Source organism: Rhodospirillum centenum SW, from assembly GCF_000016185.1.
Lineage (GTDB): Bacteria > Pseudomonadota > Alphaproteobacteria > Azospirillales > Azospirillaceae > Rhodocista > Rhodocista centena.
This window is the reverse complement of sequence record NC_011420.2, coordinates 713053-728741: the sequence shown is the minus strand read 5'-3', so window position 1 is coordinate 728741 and position 15689 is coordinate 713053. Positions and strand designations below refer to the sequence as shown.

Genomic DNA, 15689 nt, shown 5'->3' with positions numbered 1-15689 from the left:
CCCATGAGCGTCCAGCCGATCGCCCCTCCCATGCCCCGCCCGCTGCCCGGAGGGAGCGCCCCTCCCGCACCGCGGCGGCCACGGCACTGGCTGCGCTGGGGCGTCACCGCGCTGGTGCTGGCCGGTGCGGCGGGAACCGCCATCCTGGTCCTGCCCGGCGACGGCGCCAAGGCGCCGCCCGCGCCGCCGGCCCCGACCGGCAACAGCTCCGGCCTGACCGTGACGACCGCGCCGGTGCAGCCGATGGTGATGACCCGTCGCCTGATGCTCACCGGATCGCTGGCCGCCTGGGACGAGCTGCCGATCGGCACCTCGACCAGCGGCCTCGCCATCATCCAGGTGCTGGTGGACGAGGGCGACAAGGTGAAGGCCGGACAGGTCCTTGCCCGCTTCGACGACAGCGTGCTGCGCGCCGACCTGATGCAGAAGGATGCGGCGTTGAAGGAGGCGGAAGCCCTGTCAGCCGAAGCGAAGGCCAACGTCCGCCGCGCCGAGGAACTGTCCAAGAGCAACGCCGTCAGCGCCCGTGAACTGGACAGCCGCCGCGCCACCGCCGCCACCGCCGCGGCACGGGTCGGCGTCGCGCAGGCGAACCGGGAACAGGCGCTGGCCCGACTCCAGCAGACGGAGATCAAGGCTCCGGCGGACGGCACCATCTCGCTGCGCAACGCGCGCCTGGGCGCGGTCATGTCGGCCGGCGGCACGGAGCTGTTCCGCCTGATCCGCGACGACCGGATCGAGCTGGCGGCCGACGTGCCGGAGCTGGATCTGACGGGCCTCGCCCCCGGACAGAAGGTGCTGCTCTCCGTCAACGGCGCCGCCGGACGGATGCACGAGGGTACGGTGCGGCTGGTGGCCCCGACGGTCGATCCCAAGACCCGCATGGGCACCGTCAAGATCGACGTCGCCGCCTCGCCCGACCTGCGGCCGGGCATGTTCGTCACCGGGATGGTGCAGCTCGGCAGCATGACCGCGCCGACCGTTCCGGAAAACGCCCTGGTCTACAAGGACGCACGGCCGCTGGTGTTCGTGCTGGGCGGCGGCAACACGGTCGAGATGCGTCCCGTGGAGACCGGCGCCCGCGAGAACGGCCAGGTCGCCCTGCTCAAAGGCGTCACCCCCGGCGAGACGGTGGTGGTGGCCGGCGCCGGCTATCTCAAGGACGGCGACACCGTCACCGTGGCGGACAGGATGCCCGACGTGCCGGTGGCGCCGCTGCCGGCGCAGAACTGAGCCAGGTCCGGAACCCGAGAGCGCAAGGCGACCCCCATGAGCCGCGGCAACATTTCGGCGGTGGCGATCCGCCACCCGGTCCCGCCCATCGTCCTGTTCATGATCCTGATCTTCGCCGGCATCGTCAGTTTCCTGACGATGGACGTGGCGCAGGACCCGGACATCGACTTCCCTGTCGTCAACGTCTCCGTCTCGCGCCCCGGCGCGGCCCCGTCGGAGCTGGAGACCCAGGTCACCAAGAAGGTCGAGGACGCCGTCGCCAGCATCACCGGGATCGACAAGATCTCCTCCACGGTGACGGACGGCAGCACCAACACGACGATCGAGTTCAAGATCGGCTACGACACCGACCGCGCCGTCAACGACGTGCGCGATGCCGTCAGCCGTATCCGGTCCGACCTGCCGCAGGACATCTATGAACCGCAGGTCCGCCGTCTGGATGTGACCGGCGACGCCATCCTCTACTACTCCGTCGCCTCGCAGGTGCGGTCGGTGGAGGAGCTGTCCTGGCTGGTGGACAACGAGATCACCCGCGCCATCCAGCGGGTACGCGGCGTCGGCGAGATCGAACGGCGCGGCGGTCTGGAACGCGAGATCAAGGTCAAGCTGGACCCGGTCCGGCTGATGGCGCTGGGCGTCACGGCGGACGAGGTGAACGCCCAGCTCCGGTCCCTGAACGTGGACCTGCCCGGCGGCCGCGGCAATGTCGGTGCCAGCGAGCAGGCCATCCGCACCCTGGGCGCGGCGCACACGGTCGAGGATCTGGGCAACACCGAGATCGCCATCTCCGGCGGTCGCAAGGTCCGGCTGAGCGAGCTGGGCGAGGTGGTGGACGGCACCACCGAGATGCGCTCCATCGCGCGGCTGAACGGGGAACCGGCCGTCACCTTCGCCATCAAGCGGGCTCCCGGCTCCAGCGAGGTGACGGTGGCGGACGGCATCGCCGAGGTGATCGAGCAGCTCAAGAAGGAGCACCCCGACGTCCGCTTCGAGCTGATCATCGACCTCGTGAAGTTCACCCGCGCCTCCTTCCTGGCGTCCATCGAGGCGCTGGTGATCGGCGCGGCGCTGGCCGTCCTGGTGGTGTGGTGGTTCCTGCGCGATGCGCGGGCCACGATGATCTCGGCGCTGGCGATGCCGCTCTCCACCATCCCCACCTTTCTGGCGATGCAGTGGCTGGGCTTCTCGCTGAACGGGATCACGCTGCTGGCGCTGGCGCTGGTCGTCGGCATCCTGGTGGACGACGCCATCGTCGAGATCGAGAACATCGTCCGTCACATCCGCATGGGCAAACGCCCCTATGCCGCCGCCATGGAGGCGGCGGACGAGATCGGGCTGGCGGTCGTCGCCACGACCATGACCATCGTCGTGGTGTTCCTGCCGGTCAGCTTCATGCCCGGCATCCCGGGGCAGTTCTTCAAGAGCTTCGGCATCACGGTCGCCGTATCGGTGCTGTTCAGCCTCGCGGTCGCGCGCCTGATCACCCCGATGATGGCCGCCTACCTGCTGAAGCCCCACCAGGGGGCGGAGCACGGCCCCGGCCCCTGGTCGGACCGTTACCTGGGGCTGCTGGACTGGTGCCTGCGCAACCGCTGGAAGACGGCAGGCCTGACGGGGCTGGTCTTCGTCGGTTCGGTGCTGCCGATCCTGATGATCCCCAGCACCTTCGTGCCGAACCAGGACATCGGTTTCTCCATCCTGTCGGTGGAACTGCCGCCCGGTGCCACGCTGGCGGAGACGGACGCGGCCGTCCAGCGCGCCGGTGGCCTGCTGAAGGACCGGCCCGAGGTGGCCGGGGTCTGGACCAGCGCCGGCCGGGGCGGCCAGGTGCGCCAGGGCCAGATCATCGTCATGCTGAAGGACGCTTCCGAGCGCGAGCTGACCCAGAAGGAGTTCGAGACGGAGGTGCAGCCGCTGTTCGCCCAGGTGCCGGGGGCCCGCGTCTACTTCCAGGCGCAGGGTCCGGGCGGCGGCGGGCGAGACATCTCCATCGCGCTGACCGGCAACGACGGCGAGCAGCTCGACCGCCATGCCGAGACGGTCGCGGCGGAGCTGCGGACCCTGCCCTTCGTCTCCAACGTGACGACGACGGCGGCGCTGCAACGGCCGGAAATCCTCATCAGGCCGCTGTTCGACCGGGCCGCCGAACAGGGTGTCTCCGTCGCCGCCATCGGACAGGTAGCCCGCATCGCCACGCTGGGCGACATCGACAGCAACACCGCCAAGTTCAACCTGGGCGACCGCCAGATCCCGATCCGGGTGCAGCTCGCCCCGGAATACCGCGCGGACCTGGAGATGATCGAGAATCTGCGGGTCCGCACTTCCAGCGGGACGACGGTGCCGCTGAAGTCGGTCGCCGAGATCGGCCTGGGCTCCGGCCCGGTGCAGATCCAGCGCTATGACCGGGCGCGGCGCGTCTCGGTGCAGGCCGATCTGCGCGGCATGGAGTTCGGCGATGCGATGCGGATCATCAACGCCCTGCCCTCGCTGGCACATCTCCCGCCCGGCATCTCCAAGCCGCCGGTCGGCGGGGCGGAGCAGATGGCGATCCTGTTCCAGGGCTTCGCCGTGGCGCTGGGCACCGCCCTGGCCCTGATCGTCGCCGTGCTGCTGCTGCTGTTCCGCAACTTCTTCCAGCCGCCGACGATCCTGATGGCGCTGCCGCTCTCGCTGGGCGGGGCGCTGGGGGCGCTGCTGCTCTGCGGCATGAGCATCAGCCTGTCCTCGCTGATCGGCATCCTGATGCTGATGGGGATCGTGACGAAGAACTCGATCCTGCTGGTCGAGTACGCCATCGTCTCGATCCGCGATCACGGCCTGGACCGGCACGCCGCCCTGCTGGACGCCGGCGCCAAGCGCGCCCGGCCGATCATCATGACGTCGATCGCCATGATCGCCGGCATGGCCCCCATCGCCATCGGCTGGGGCGCCGATACGGAGTTCCGCCAGCCCATGGCGGTGGCCGTGATCGGCGGCCTGATCACCTCCACCCTGCTGTCGCTGATCGTCGTTCCCGTCGCCTTTACCTTCATGGACGACCTGCAACACCGGGTCGGCCCCCTGTTCAGCCGTTTCCTCACGCCGAAGGAGGAACCAGAGCTGCCGCGCCTGCGGCCGGTCGGCGGCGACGACTGAGCAGCGGTCGCCGTCACGGCTGAACCGATCCCGATGCCCCGCCGCGCCCGAGCGCCCGGCGGGGCATCGCTTTTCCGCACTGTCCCGATCCTGTCCTGATCCTGCCCCGCCCCTTCCGGTGCGGTGCGGGCTGCCCGACCGGAGGGCTGCCGAAGACGGGCGGAACTGCCACCTGGGCAGACATTAATCCGCCCGACCGGCAGGACCGCCACCCCCGGCACGTCTTCCGGCGACGGCCATGGCTCGAATCGGCAGGGCCCCGGGCCGTTGCCATCCGCCGGTCCGTTCACCGCGGTCCGAAGCGTCCCGGGGCGGGGTCAGGCCGTTGCCCTTACCGCTTCGACCGATGCGGTGTGGCACCGGGCACAGCCCCGTCCCCCATCGCCGCAGCAAGGAGGTGTGGATGAGCCGGCATTCCAGCGACTACGTCACCGCGACGGACGTGGCGGCGGCCGTGTACCGGCGCCATTGCAGCCTGGGCGTGGACACGGCCAGCGCCTTCGCCGCGGCCGTGGAGACCTACCGCCGCTTCGCCCCCCGCCTCTCGCGGCGGGAGGCGGCCCGCGCCATCGCCGCGGGTCTGTGGGCGGAGCGTGCCGCCCCCGGCGGCTCCGACGTCTGCCACACCGGATCGCCGACGCTGCCCTGTTGAGGCAGGGCCCGCCCCGGGGCGCGGACTCGCTCTCTTCCCTTCGCACGGGCCTTGTGCGATTCTGAAAGGAATATCCCCTATCTCTTGGGGAGACGGCGCGGTCGGCCCCGTTCCCGGGAGGGGAGTTCCCGGCGGGACGGCGACGGCCGCGGCGGAAGAGACGGGACTGGGGGCGGACATGGCCATCCGAGTGCGCGAGGACTATCGCGGCCTGACCGGGCCGGAGAAGGCGGCCATCCTGATGCTGGCGTTGGGCGAGGAGCACGCCAGCAAGCTGTTCTCGCTGATGGGCGACGACGAGATCAAGGAGCTGTCGCAGACGATGGCCAACCTGGGCACCGTCAGCGCCAACCTGGTCGAGCGCCTGTTCGTCGAGTTCGCGGAGCAGATCTCCTCCACCGGCTCGCTGGTCGGCACCTTCGACAGCACCGAGCGCCTGCTGCTGAAGGTGATGTCGAAGGACAAGGTCGACTCCATCATGGAGGAGATCCGCGGTCCCGCCGGCCGCACCATGTGGGACAAGCTCGCCAACGTGAACGAGCAGGTGCTGGCGAACTACCTGAAGAACGAATATCCGCAGACCGTCGCGGTCGTGCTCTCCAAGATCAAGCCCGACCATTCCTCGCGCGTCCTGGCGCTGCTGCCGGAGAGCTTCGCCATGGAGGTCATCATGCGCATGCTGCGCATGGAGGCGGTGCAGAAGGAGGTCATCGACGACATCGAGCGCACCCTGCGCACGGAGTTCATGTCGAACCTCGCCCGCACCAACCGCCGCGACGCGCACGAGATGATGGCGGAGATCTTCAACAGCCTGGACCGCAACACGGAGAGCCGGTTCCTCGCCGCGCTGGAGGAGCGCAACCGCGACAGCGCGGAGCGCATCCGGGCGCTGATGTTCACCTTCGAGGATTTGAGCAAGCTGGACCCCAGCGGCATCCAGACCCTGCTGCGCAGCGTGGACAAGCAGAAGCTGGCGACGGCGCTGAAGGGCGCGTCGGAGACGCTGAAGGACATGTTCTTCACCAACATGTCCGAACGCGCCGCCAAGATCATGCGCGAGGACATGGCCGCCATGGGGCCGGTGCGCCTGCGCGACGTGGACGAGGCGCAGATGTACATGGTGCAGATCGCCAAGGACATGGCAGCGCGCGGGGAGATCGTCATCGCGTCGGGCAAGGGCGAGGACGAACTGGTCTACTGAGGTCCGGCCCCGTGGCCGTCAGCGGTTCCGCCGCGAGCCGCCCCGCTGGATCACGTAGGGCTCGCCGCCCAGGTCGTAGCCGATGGCGCTGGCCGGCACCTCGTTGAAGGATCGGGCCATGGTCCAGTCGCCGTCGGGCCGGTAGTGCCAGAGGTTGCGGCTCTCCACGTAGTAGACGGCGCTGGTGCGGAAGGTGAAGAAGCCGTCCTGCTCCAGCGAGACGGTCAGCACCATCTCGGTGTCCGCCGCGTCGGGCAGCGCCCGCACGGCGTCCAGCCCCAGCCCGGCCAGCACCGCGGAGATGCCCCAGGGAAACTTGTCCGCGACCCAGGTTCCCACCGCCGCCCCCGATGCCAGCACCGTCAGCGGCCCCGGCACCGTATGCACCGGATCGGAGCCGGGGGAGCGCGGCACGATCAGCACATCCACCCCGACCGAGGTCACGTCGGGCCGCGGATCGAGCGCCACCGGATGGCCCCGGTCCACGAACTCCGTCTGCATGGCGCCCAGGAAGGCATCGGCGAACAGGCTGCCGTCGTTGCGCATCATGTAGACGGCGACCGGACCCTTCTTGCCCGTCTTCTCCTCCAGATAGGCAGAAACTGCCCAGGCGGCGTCGCGGGCCACGATCTGCCAGTGCGCCGCCGAGTTCAGCAGGGGTTGCGGCTCGGCCAGCATGCCCACCGCCACCGGGCGGGTGCCGCAGCCGGCCAGGCCGAGCAGGGCCGCAAGCAGCAGGGAGGGGGCAAGGGCCGTGCGGACGGCGGGGGAGAAGCGGCAGAGGATCGGCATGGCGGGTCCCGGTCGGTGCGTCTGGAACGCTGACAGGACCCAAGCAAGGCGCGTGCCGCAGCGGCGGTACAAGGGCGGGACGGACAGGAAGTCAGCCGGCGACGGCGCCGGGGCCGCGCAGTTGCCCGGCCAGGGCCGACGCCTCGGCGATCCGGGCTGCGGGTAGCGCCAGCAGGCGGGGCGTGATCTCCGCCGATTCCAGCAGACACTGGCGGTCGAAGAGGTCCCGGAGGCGGACATGATCCGTGCGCCAGCCCGGCGCGTCCGCCGCCTGGGCGGTAAGCAGCGCCCCGCAGAGCGCCTCCACCTGCCCTTGCAGAGCCCCGATCTCCGCCGTCGGCGCGTCCGGCAGCAGCGGCGATACCGCGTCGCGCATCATGGCCCCGTGCGCCCGCCAGAGGTCGAGCAGGCGCTCCAACGGGATGCCCCGTTCCTCGGGGCCGTACTGGACGCTGTTGCCGACGAGGGCCAGCAGCTCGCGCCCGGCCCCGTGGTCCGCCTGGATCTGTTCCGCGATCATGCCGGCCCGCTCTCCCGCTTCCTGGTTCCCGGGGGCTGCCATGTGCAGGCAGAGCCCCCGCTGGAACCAACCGTCCCCGTCAGGCGGGGTTCCGGTCCCGCCGGACAGGAACGGGGCGGAGTGGCGGCTCAGCGCGTGGGGCCGTCGCCGAGAATGCCGGGGGAAACGACGGCGAAACTGGTCTCGTCGCCCTTCTGACGCTCCTCCTCCGGCAGGCTGCCGCGGATGCGGAAGCAGACCGCCTCGGCGATGTTGGTCGCGTGGTCGCCGATCCGTTCCAGGTTCTTCGCCGCGAACAGCAGGTGCGTGCAGGCGGTGATCCGCTGCGGCGTCTCCATCATGTAGGTCAGCAGCTCGCGGAACAGGGCCGTGTAGGCCCGGTCCAGATCCTCGTCGCGGTCGCGCACCCGCAGGGCCCCGTCGACGTCGTCGTCCAGATAGGCCTGCACCACGGCGTTCAGCATCTCCCCCGCCGTCTGGCCCAGCGGGCCGAGGGAGCGGGTGAGGCCGATCTCCGGCATCTGCTGCAACGCCAGCGACCGCTTGGCGACATTGGCGGCGAAGTCGCCGATGCGCTCCAGGTTCGATGCCGCCTTGAGCGCCGTGATCACCTCGCGCAGGTCGCAGGCGACCGGCTGGCGGAGTGCCAGCAGGCGGATGGTCTGGGCCTCGACCTTGCGCTCCAGCTCGTCCAGCAGACCGTCCTCGCGCACGACCTTGCCGGCGAGATCGGAATCGCGGGTGACGATGGCCTGCATCGCCTCCCGGAGTTGCTGCTCCGCCTGCCCCCCCATTTCAGCGATATAGCTGTGGAGCTTGCGAAGCTCCTGGTCATAGGCATTGACGATGTGCTGCGACTGCATCCTGGACCTCCCCTCGGGAACCCTGGCCGCGGACATGCCGGCACGGTTCCACATGAGCCAATAATCCGCTAAGAAAACGAATGTCCACCTCTGACTAGCGGCTGCGCCGCGATCAGGCCATGACGCCCCACGAGTTGATCGCCACGCTGGAGAAGCACGAACGCTGGCTGAAGCGGGTGACGGGCGGCGCGCGGGCGATGATGCCGCTGGTGGACCTCCAGGGGCATAACTTCAATGCCGCCAACCTGCAATCGGCCAAGCTGTCGGGGGCCAACCTTTCGGACTGCGACTTCACGCGGGCGAACCTCAGCCAGGCAGACCTTTTCGCGGCGCGGATGACCCGGGCGCTGCTGACCGGCTGCAATCTGACCAAGGCCGATCTGCGCGGGGCACACCTGCGCGGTGCCAAGCTGAAGGGCGCCATCCTGCGCGAGGCGGATTTGCGCGGCGGCGCCCTGCTGGACCGGCGCAGCCCCAGCCAGATGAGCGTGCAGCGGTCCGACCTGTCCGGTGCGGACCTGGACGATGCGCTGCTGTCGAACGCCAATCTGGCCGGCGCCGATCTGGGCGAGTGCAGCATGGTCGGCGCCGACTGCCAGGGCGCGCAGATGTCCGGCTGCAACCTCTCCAACGCCGTGCTGAAATCGACCAACTTTTCCAACAGCGACCTGCGCGGCGCCAACCTCGCCGGGGCGAACCTCGCCGGCGCCTCGCTCCGCGGCGCCAACCTGATGGGCGCGAACCTGACCGGCGCCAGCCTGCGCAACGCCGACCTGCACGGCGCCAACCTGGACGGGGTGAGCCTCGCCAGCGTGGACATGACCGGCGCCAACATCACCCGCTCGCAGGACAACTTCTCGCAGAAGGTCCAGGCCACGCTGTCCGCACATTTCGCCTGGATCAACTCCAACGGGGCGAAGGGCACGCGCGCCACCCTGGACGGGGAGGATCTGTCCCATATCGGGCTGGAGAAGGTGAATCTCAGCGGCGCCAGCCTGAAGCACTGCACCATGGTCGGCGCCAAGCTGCGTGAATCGCTGCTGATCATGACCGATCTGGTCTCGGCCAACCTCCAGAACGCCGATCTCTGCGGCGCCACCCTGGACGGGTCGAACCTCCGCGCCGTCGATCTGACGGGCGCCCGGCTGGACGGGGCGGAGATCGGGTCCGTGGACATAAAGGGACCGGACGGCCGTCCCACCGGCCGGCTGTGGCCGGCGAACCTGTCCGGCGCGAAGCTCGTGAAGGCCAGCCTCGTGCGGGCGAACCTGCGCAACGCGAACCTCTCCGGGGCCGACCTGCGGGGGGCCGACCTCACCGGCGCCAACCTGATCGATGCCAATCTACGCGGCGCCCTGCTGGACGAGGCCGTGCTGACCGGGGCCGCCCTGCCCCTGCCGGACGAGGATGAGGACGACTGACGGGTCGCCTCCGTGACCGGCCCGCCCCTCCCGTATCAGCCGGGGCCGAGTCGTCGCAGCACCCAGTCCAGCCGCGCTTCCGGCGCCATCGCCCGGTCGGGCACGATGACCAGCCGGGCGGGATCGACCCAGCGCCGGCACAGCCCCGCCACCAGTTCCTGGAAATGGAGCTGCATCCAGGGATTGGGAAAGCGCACGCCGTCATCCTCCAGCGGAATGCAGCCCCAGGGCAGCAGCAGCACGGCGCTGTAGTCCGCCATCGCCGCCACCGCACGGGCGAGCAGCGCCTCGGTCGCGGCGGGATCGTCCACCCCGAACCCGTTGGACAGCCAATGGGCGGCGAAATCCAGCGGCGTGCGGTCGGTGACGAAGCCGCCGTCTGCCTGCGCCATCGCCCGCACCAGCGCATCCGCCTGGGCGCGGATCAGGGCGCGGTGCCCCTCGCGCGTCAGGGTGTGGAGATCGAATCCGGCCTCCAGCAGCGGCCGCATCGCCTCCGCCATCACCGGAAGGTCCAGCCGGCCGCCCAACGCCTCCGCCAGTGTCGTCTTGCCGACGCCGGCGCTGCCGGTGATGCCGATGCGGTGGGGGTGGTGGTGCGGGGCGGTATCCATCCGGCGATGCTAGAGCCTTGCGGCCGGGTCGGGAACGGGGCGCTCGCCGTCCCAGGGTTGCCCCCTGCGGCGATGGAGCCGCCTTGTCGGGTCCGGACGTTTTCCCTACAGTGCCGCACATGTGTCGGTCCCCCCGAAGGGGTGAAAAGGGAACGACGGTGCGGCCTGCGCCTGGGTGACCGGGTGGGGCCAACGCCGTGGCTGCCCCCGCAACTGTGATCGGCGAGTTCGCCGCCCCCCGTCCGCACGGACGGGAACAGGCCACTGGGAAACTGGGAAGGCCGGGCGTCGGATGCGGACCCGAGAGCCAGGAGACCTGCCGGCATGAAGCGTCACGCAACCATCGGGCGGGGTGCATCGATGGGACGGTCCTCCGTTTTGCGGTGACGTGCCCGATGGGTTGCCGTGGACGGGGGTGCGCGCATGCGTCCTCTGACGAGTCGTGTCTGCCGCCAGTACCGCGCCGGTCGTTTCCCGGCGGAGGCGGAGCCGTGCCGTGTCCACGGGGACCCAGAGTCCCCAACCGCCCGACCCGCGCCCTGCGCGGTCGCGGCGCCAGCCGGCACGCAAGCGATGCACAAGCGACCCACCGTCTTCCCGCAACCCCGGTTTCCGCTGCCTTTCCTGGCAGCGGCCTTCCTCCTGCCGGCACTCCCCGCGACGGCCGCGGCCGATGACGCTTCCCCGGTGGAGGAGATCGTCGTCACCGCCACCCGGACGCCGACGCCGATCGACCGCATTCCCGCCTCCGTCAGCGTCATCGACCGCGAGGAAATCCGGCGCAACGCCTGGCAGACCCTGCCGGATGCCCTGCGCACCCTGCCCGGTGCCGCCCTGACCCGCAGCGGCGGCCCCGGCGGCAACAGCTCTCTGTTCCTGCGCGGTACGAACAGCGACCATGTCCTGGTGCTGCTGGACGGCCTGCCGGTGAACGATCCGGCCATGACCGCCGGCGCCTTCAACTTCGGCGACGACCTGCTTGAGGGTGTCAGCCGGATCGAGGTGGTGCGCGGCCCCGCCTCCACCCTCTACGGCTCGAACGCCATCGGCGGCGTGATCAACATGATCACCCGTGCCGGCGGCCCCACCGCCGCCACCGCCGAGGTCGATGCCGCTGCCGGCACGGACAAGACCTGGCGCGGCAGCGCCGGCCTCTACGGCACGCTCGACAATCTGGACTACGGCGTCAGCGTCCAGGGCTTCACCACCGACGGCGACAATGCCACGCCCTCGCGGATGGCCGGCAATCTGGGCGAGGATGACGGCTTCGACGCCCTGACCGCCACCGGCAAGGCCGTGGTCCGGCTGGAGAACGGCCGGCTGGAGGCGCTGCTGCGCTGGCGCAGGGCGGAGAGCGACCTCGACAATGTCCCGCAGGACGAGCCGAACTCCACCGGCGAAAGCGACCATCTGGCCTGGCAGCTTGCCGGCGAGCGGCTGTTCTTCGGCGGGGCGCTGAACTCCCGGCTGAGCGTGGGGCAGAGCCGCTACGACCGCACCTACCGCAACGATCCGGACAGCGTCTCCGCCGATTACAGCCGCGACACCTACGACAGTGTGCGGACCCAGGCCGACTGGCAGAACAACCTGACCCTGCCGGCGACGGCGGCGGTGAAGGACGGGGTGCTTGGCTTCGGCGCATCGTTCGTGCGGGACGAGGTGGATTTCGACACCCGCTCCGTCTCCGCCTACGGTCCCTACACCAGCGCCGTGGACGCGGATGCCGACAGCCTTGCCCTCTATGTCCACGCCCAGGCCCGCCTGTTCGACGCGGTGGACGTGACGGCCGGCCTGCGCAACGAGCATCCGGACGATTTCGGCACCACGACGACCTGGCGCCTGGGGGCGGTCGTGCCGCTGCCCTCCCTCGCCACCCGCCTGAAGGCGGCGGCCGGCAGCGCCTTCAAGGCGCCCACCCTGTATGACCGCTTCGGCACGAACAATTACGGCTACCGCGGCAATCCCGACCTGGACCCGGAGAAGAGCGTCGGCTGGGAGGCCGGGTTCGAGACCGACCTGCCGGGGGCGGGGCGCAGCAACCTCGCCACCCTGTCGGTGACCTGGTTCCAGAGCGACATCGACGACCTGATCACCTACCGCTACAACCCGGACTTCACGAGCACGGTCGTCAACGTCAACGAGGCGCACACCAAGGGGGTGGAGACGATCCTCACCCTGCGCCCCGCGGACTGGGCCGAGCTGACGGCGAGCTGGACCTGGACGGATGCCCGCAACGAGCAGACCGACGCGCGCCTGCTGCGCCGGCCGGAGCATGCCCTGGCCTTCACGGCGGCGCTGGAGCCCGTCGCGGGCCTGACCGTGGCCCCGGAAGTCTCCTTCATCGGGCGGCGGCGTGACTACATCTATCCCGACGGGAGCGGCTACGGTGCAGAGGGTACGGCCGGCGGCTACTGGCTGGCGAACCTGTCGCTGACCTGGCAGGCGCGCGAAGACCTCCAGCTCTACGCCCGCGGCAGCAACCTGTTCGACCGGACGATCGAGGACCCCAACGGCTTCGCACAGCCGGACCGGGGCATCCTCGTCGGCCTCCGGGCGACATACTGATGCGGCGGGCCCTGGCAGCCCTCGTGACCCTGCTGGCGGCGTGGCAAGCCCACGCCGCCGACGGTCCGCAGCGGGTGGTGTCGCTCAACCTCTGCACCGACCAGCTTGCGGTCCTGCTGCTGCCGCCGGAGCGGATCGCGGCCCTGTCGCATCTGGCCCGCGATCCCGGCCTGTCCCATGTCGCAGCCGAGGCCAGGGCGCTGCCCGTCGTACAGGGCGTGGCAGAGGAGATCCTGCCGCTGCGGCCGGACATCGTGCTGGCCGGAACCTACACGACCCGCGCCACCGTGGCGCTGCTGCGGGCCCGCGGCATCCCCGTGGTGGAACTGGGGCTGGCCTCCGGCTTCGACGACATCCGGACCCAGACGCGGGAGGTCGCCCGGGCGCTGGGCGTGCCTGAGCGCGGCGAGGCCCTGCTGGCGGAGATGGATGCGAAGCTGGCCGCCGCCGCCCCCCGCGACAGCGCCCGTCCCACCGCCCTGACGCTGGAGCCGGGCGGCTTCACCGCGGGCGGCGGCACCCTCTCGGACGCGGTGCTGACGGCGGCGGGCTTCGCCAATTATGCCGCCGGCCACGGCATGCGCGGATACGGCTATCTGCCGGTGGAGAGCGTGGCCGCCGACCCGCCGGACCTGCTGGTCGCCGACCGGGGGCCGGAGGCGCACCCGTCGCTGGCCGACCAGTTGCTGCGCCACCCCGCCCTGGCCCGCAGCGTCCCGCCGCGGGCACGGCCCGACATCCCCGGCCCGCTGATGAGCTGCGGCGCTCCCTTCATCGCCGACGCGGTGGTCCGGCTGGCCGAAGCGCGGCGGGCACTCCTGGGCGCCGGCACGCAGGTGGCGCAGACCCCCGCCGCGGCGGACGGGCCATGACGCGGGAGCTTTCCGCGGGACTGCTGGTCCCGGCCCTGACCCTGCTGGTCGCGCTGCTGTTCGTGGCCTCCCTCGCCGTGGGACCCAGCGCCGTGTCGCTTTCCACGGCGGTCAGCGACTGGTGGGCCGGCGGCGACAGCACCGCCGCCGTGATCTTCGCGGAGATCCGGCTGCCGCGGGCCATTCTGGGCCTGCTGATCGGCGCGGTCCTGGGACTGTCGGGCGCCGCTCTCCAGGGCCTGCTGCGCAACCCGCTGGCCGAACCAGGACTGCTGGGCGTGTCGGCCAGCGCCGCACTGGGGGCCGTCGTCACCTTCTACAGCGGCCTGTCGCTGGCCTTTCCCCTGGCGCTGCCGGTCGGCGGCATGGCCGGCGCCCTGCTGGCGGTGGCCCTGCTCTATACCCTTTCCGGGCGCGATGCCGGCGTGCTGACCCTGATCCTGGCCGGCGTCGCCATCAGCAGCCTCGCGGGCGCCTTGACCTCGCTCGCGCTGTCGCTCTCGCCCAACCCCTTCGCCCTGGCGGAGATCGTCTTCTGGATGCTGGGCTCGCTCTCCGACCGCAGCCTGGACCATGTCTATCTGGCGGCGCCCTTCATGCTGACCGGTGCGCTGCTGCTGCTGGGCACCGGCCGCGGCCTGGACGCCCTGACCCTGGGGGAAGAGACGGCACGCTCCCTGGGCTTCGCCATCGGCCGGCTGGGGGCGCTGGTGATCGTCGGCACGGCGCTGGCGGTCGGTGCCGCCGTGTCGGTGGCGGGGACCATCGGCTTCGTCGGCCTGATCGTGCCGCACCTGCTGCGCCCGCTGGTGGGACACCGGCCGAGCCGGCTGCTGCCCTTGTCCGCCCTGGGCGGGGCGGCGCTGACGCTGGCGGCCGACGTCGCCGTCCGCCTGGGCGGGGCCGGACCGTCCGAACTGAAGCTGGGGGTCGTCACCGCCCTGCTGGGCGCACCGTTCTTCCTGGCCCTGGTGCTGCGGACACGGCGGAGGGTGGCATGAGCGCTCCCTTGCTCGAAGGGCGCGGCCTGCGCCTGTCCTATTCCGGACGGACGGTCCTGGCCGAAGCCGGCGTCACCCTGGGACACGGTGAGCTGGTCGGGCTGATCGGCCCCAACGGTGCCGGCAAGACCACCCTGCTGAAGTGTCTGGCCGGGCTGTTGCGGGCCGATGCCGGGACGGTGACCCTGGACGGCGCCGCCCTGGACCGGGTACCACCCCGGCTGCTGGCCCGCCGTCTGGCCTATCTGGCGCAGTCCACCGCCGTCCACTGGCCGCTGACGGTGGAGCGGGTGGTGGCGCTGGGCCGGCTGCCGCACCTGGACCCCTGGCGCGCCCCCGGCGCGGCCGACGCGACCGCCATCGAGCGGGCGCTCGCACAGTGCGGCGTCGCCCATCTGCGCGAGCGCGTCGTGACGACGCTGTCCGGCGGCGAACGCGCCCGGGTGCTGCTGGCCCGTGCCCTGGCGGTGGAGCCGGACCTGCTGCTGGCGGATGAGCCGGTGGCGGGGCTCGACCCCTACCACCAGCTCCAGGTGATGGAGGTGCTGCGCCAGGGCAGCACGCAGGGCATGGGGACGCTGGTCGTGCTGCACGACCTGACGCTGGCCGCCCGGTACTGCGACCGGGTGGTGCTGCTGTCGCGCGGCGGCGTCGCCGCGGACGGCCCGCCGGCGGAGGTGCTGCGCCCGGCGCTGCTGGAGGCGGTGTACGGTGTGCGGATGCTGACGCTGGAAGCGGGCGGCGCGGTCGCCTACGTTCCGTGGGAACGGCTGGGGCGGGACCCGGAATCCTGATCCCCGGCCGGGTGCCTGCCCCCCGA

Annotated in this window: 13 protein-coding genes and 1 riboswitch; of the genes, 9 read left to right on the top strand and 4 right to left on the bottom strand. The window is 71.0% G+C overall.

The window, feature by feature from the left end; genetic code table 11:
* Positions 1-3: 3 nt before the first annotated feature.
* From RC1_RS03195 to fliG, 4 genes are all read left to right on the top strand, one after another.
* The gene (locus RC1_RS03195) at positions 4-1233 is read left to right on the top strand and encodes an efflux RND transporter periplasmic adaptor subunit (RefSeq protein ID WP_049766633.1); all 1230 of its coding nucleotides are present in this window, start codon (positions 4-6) and stop codon (positions 1231-1233) included.
* 36 nt (positions 1234-1269) lie between these two features.
* Positions 1270-4368 carry an efflux RND transporter permease subunit gene (locus RC1_RS03190; RefSeq protein ID WP_012565901.1) on the top strand — a complete coding sequence of 1033 codons (3099 nt, stop codon included), beginning with the start codon at positions 1270-1272 and terminating at the stop codon, positions 4366-4368.
* Positions 4369-4771: 403 nt separating this feature from the next.
* The gene (locus RC1_RS03185) at positions 4772-5020 is read left to right on the top strand and encodes a hypothetical protein (protein WP_012565900.1); all 249 of its coding nucleotides are present in this window, start codon (positions 4772-4774) and stop codon (positions 5018-5020) included.
* Positions 5021-5198: 178 nt separating this feature from the next.
* The gene (fliG, locus tag RC1_RS03180; protein ID WP_012565899.1) at positions 5199-6221 is read left to right on the top strand and encodes a flagellar motor switch protein FliG; all 1023 of its coding nucleotides are present in this window, start codon (positions 5199-5201) and stop codon (positions 6219-6221) included.
* Positions 6222-6239: 18 nt separating this feature from the next.
* On the opposite strand, the gene RC1_RS03175 is transcribed toward fliG, so the two are convergent.
* The 3 genes from RC1_RS03175 to phoU form a co-directional block, all read right to left on the bottom strand.
* Positions 6240-7013, bottom strand: a complete 774-nt coding sequence (locus RC1_RS03175) for a hypothetical protein (protein WP_012565898.1) — start codon at positions 7011-7013, stop codon at positions 6240-6242.
* A gap of 91 nt (positions 7014-7104) precedes the next feature.
* Positions 7105-7533, bottom strand: a complete 429-nt coding sequence (locus RC1_RS03170) for a hypothetical protein (protein WP_012565897.1) — start codon at positions 7531-7533, stop codon at positions 7105-7107.
* A 128-nt stretch (positions 7534-7661) separates the two neighbouring features.
* Positions 7662-8396: a phosphate signaling complex protein PhoU gene (gene phoU, locus RC1_RS03165; protein WP_012565896.1), complete on the bottom strand. Its 735-nt coding sequence runs from the start codon at positions 8394-8396 to the stop codon at positions 7662-7664.
* Between the two features lie 119 nt (positions 8397-8515).
* Between phoU and RC1_RS03160 the strand changes: the two genes are divergently transcribed.
* The gene (locus RC1_RS03160; RefSeq protein ID WP_012565895.1) at positions 8516-9817 is read left to right on the top strand and encodes a pentapeptide repeat-containing protein; all 1302 of its coding nucleotides are present in this window, start codon (positions 8516-8518) and stop codon (positions 9815-9817) included.
* 35 nt (positions 9818-9852) lie between these two features.
* On the opposite strand, the gene RC1_RS03155 is transcribed toward RC1_RS03160, so the two are convergent.
* Positions 9853-10431, bottom strand: a complete 579-nt coding sequence (locus RC1_RS03155; protein ID WP_012565894.1) for an AAA family ATPase — start codon at positions 10429-10431, stop codon at positions 9853-9855.
* A 108-nt stretch (positions 10432-10539) separates the two neighbouring features.
* A riboswitch (cobalamin riboswitch) is annotated at positions 10540-10769 on the top strand.
* Between the two features lie 235 nt (positions 10770-11004).
* Here RC1_RS03155 and RC1_RS03145 point away from each other — a divergent pair.
* The 4 genes from RC1_RS03145 to RC1_RS03130 are packed head-to-tail and all read left to right on the top strand — an operon-like array spanning position 11005 to position 15663.
* Positions 11005-12996 carry a TonB-dependent receptor plug domain-containing protein gene (locus tag RC1_RS03145; RefSeq protein ID WP_012565892.1) on the top strand — a complete coding sequence of 664 codons (1992 nt, stop codon included), beginning with the start codon at positions 11005-11007 and terminating at the stop codon, positions 12994-12996.
* Complete coding sequence (locus tag RC1_RS03140) at positions 12996-13868, top strand: ABC transporter substrate-binding protein (protein WP_012565891.1); 873 nt, start codon at positions 12996-12998, stop codon at positions 13866-13868. The genes RC1_RS03145 and RC1_RS03140 overlap by 1 nt, the downstream gene beginning before the upstream one ends.
* Complete coding sequence (locus tag RC1_RS03135; protein WP_012565890.1) at positions 13865-14869, top strand: FecCD family ABC transporter permease; 1005 nt, start codon at positions 13865-13867, stop codon at positions 14867-14869. Before RC1_RS03140 ends, RC1_RS03135 begins: the two co-directional genes overlap by 4 nt.
* Positions 14866-15663, top strand: a complete 798-nt coding sequence (locus RC1_RS03130; RefSeq protein ID WP_012565889.1) for an ABC transporter ATP-binding protein — start codon at positions 14866-14868, stop codon at positions 15661-15663. The genes RC1_RS03135 and RC1_RS03130 overlap by 4 nt, the downstream gene beginning before the upstream one ends.
* Positions 15664-15689 lie beyond the last annotated feature (26 nt).

What these genes read in the sequence shown, in the direction of transcription:
- RC1_RS03195 (WP_049766633.1), top strand. Translation starts at nt 4, where the DNA reads ATGAGCGTCCAGCCGATCGCCCCTCCCATGCCCCGCCCGCTGCCCGGA.
- RC1_RS03190 (WP_012565901.1), top strand. Translation starts at nt 1,270, where the DNA reads ATGAGCCGCGGCAACATTTCGGCGGTGGCGATCCGCCACCCGGTCCCG.
- RC1_RS03185 (WP_012565900.1), top strand. Translation starts at nt 4,772, where the DNA reads ATGAGCCGGCATTCCAGCGACTACGTCACCGCGACGGACGTGGCGGCG.
- fliG (WP_012565899.1), top strand. Translation starts at nt 5,199, where the DNA reads ATGGCCATCCGAGTGCGCGAGGACTATCGCGGCCTGACCGGGCCGGAG.
- RC1_RS03175 (WP_012565898.1), bottom strand. Translation starts at nt 7,013, where the DNA reads ATGCCGATCCTCTGCCGCTTCTCCCCCGCCGTCCGCACGGCCCTTGCC.
- RC1_RS03170 (WP_012565897.1), bottom strand. Translation starts at nt 7,533, where the DNA reads ATGATCGCGGAACAGATCCAGGCGGACCACGGGGCCGGGCGCGAGCTG.
- phoU (WP_012565896.1), bottom strand. Translation starts at nt 8,396, where the DNA reads ATGCAGTCGCAGCACATCGTCAATGCCTATGACCAGGAGCTTCGCAAG.
- RC1_RS03160 (WP_012565895.1), top strand. Translation starts at nt 8,516, where the DNA reads ATGACGCCCCACGAGTTGATCGCCACGCTGGAGAAGCACGAACGCTGG.
- RC1_RS03155 (WP_012565894.1), bottom strand. Translation starts at nt 10,431, where the DNA reads ATGGATACCGCCCCGCACCACCACCCCCACCGCATCGGCATCACCGGC.
- RC1_RS03145 (WP_012565892.1), top strand. Translation starts at nt 11,005, where the DNA reads ATGCACAAGCGACCCACCGTCTTCCCGCAACCCCGGTTTCCGCTGCCT.
- RC1_RS03140 (WP_012565891.1), top strand. Translation starts at nt 12,996, where the DNA reads ATGCGGCGGGCCCTGGCAGCCCTCGTGACCCTGCTGGCGGCGTGGCAA.
- RC1_RS03135 (WP_012565890.1), top strand. Translation starts at nt 13,865, where the DNA reads ATGACGCGGGAGCTTTCCGCGGGACTGCTGGTCCCGGCCCTGACCCTG.
- RC1_RS03130 (WP_012565889.1), top strand. Translation starts at nt 14,866, where the DNA reads ATGAGCGCTCCCTTGCTCGAAGGGCGCGGCCTGCGCCTGTCCTATTCC.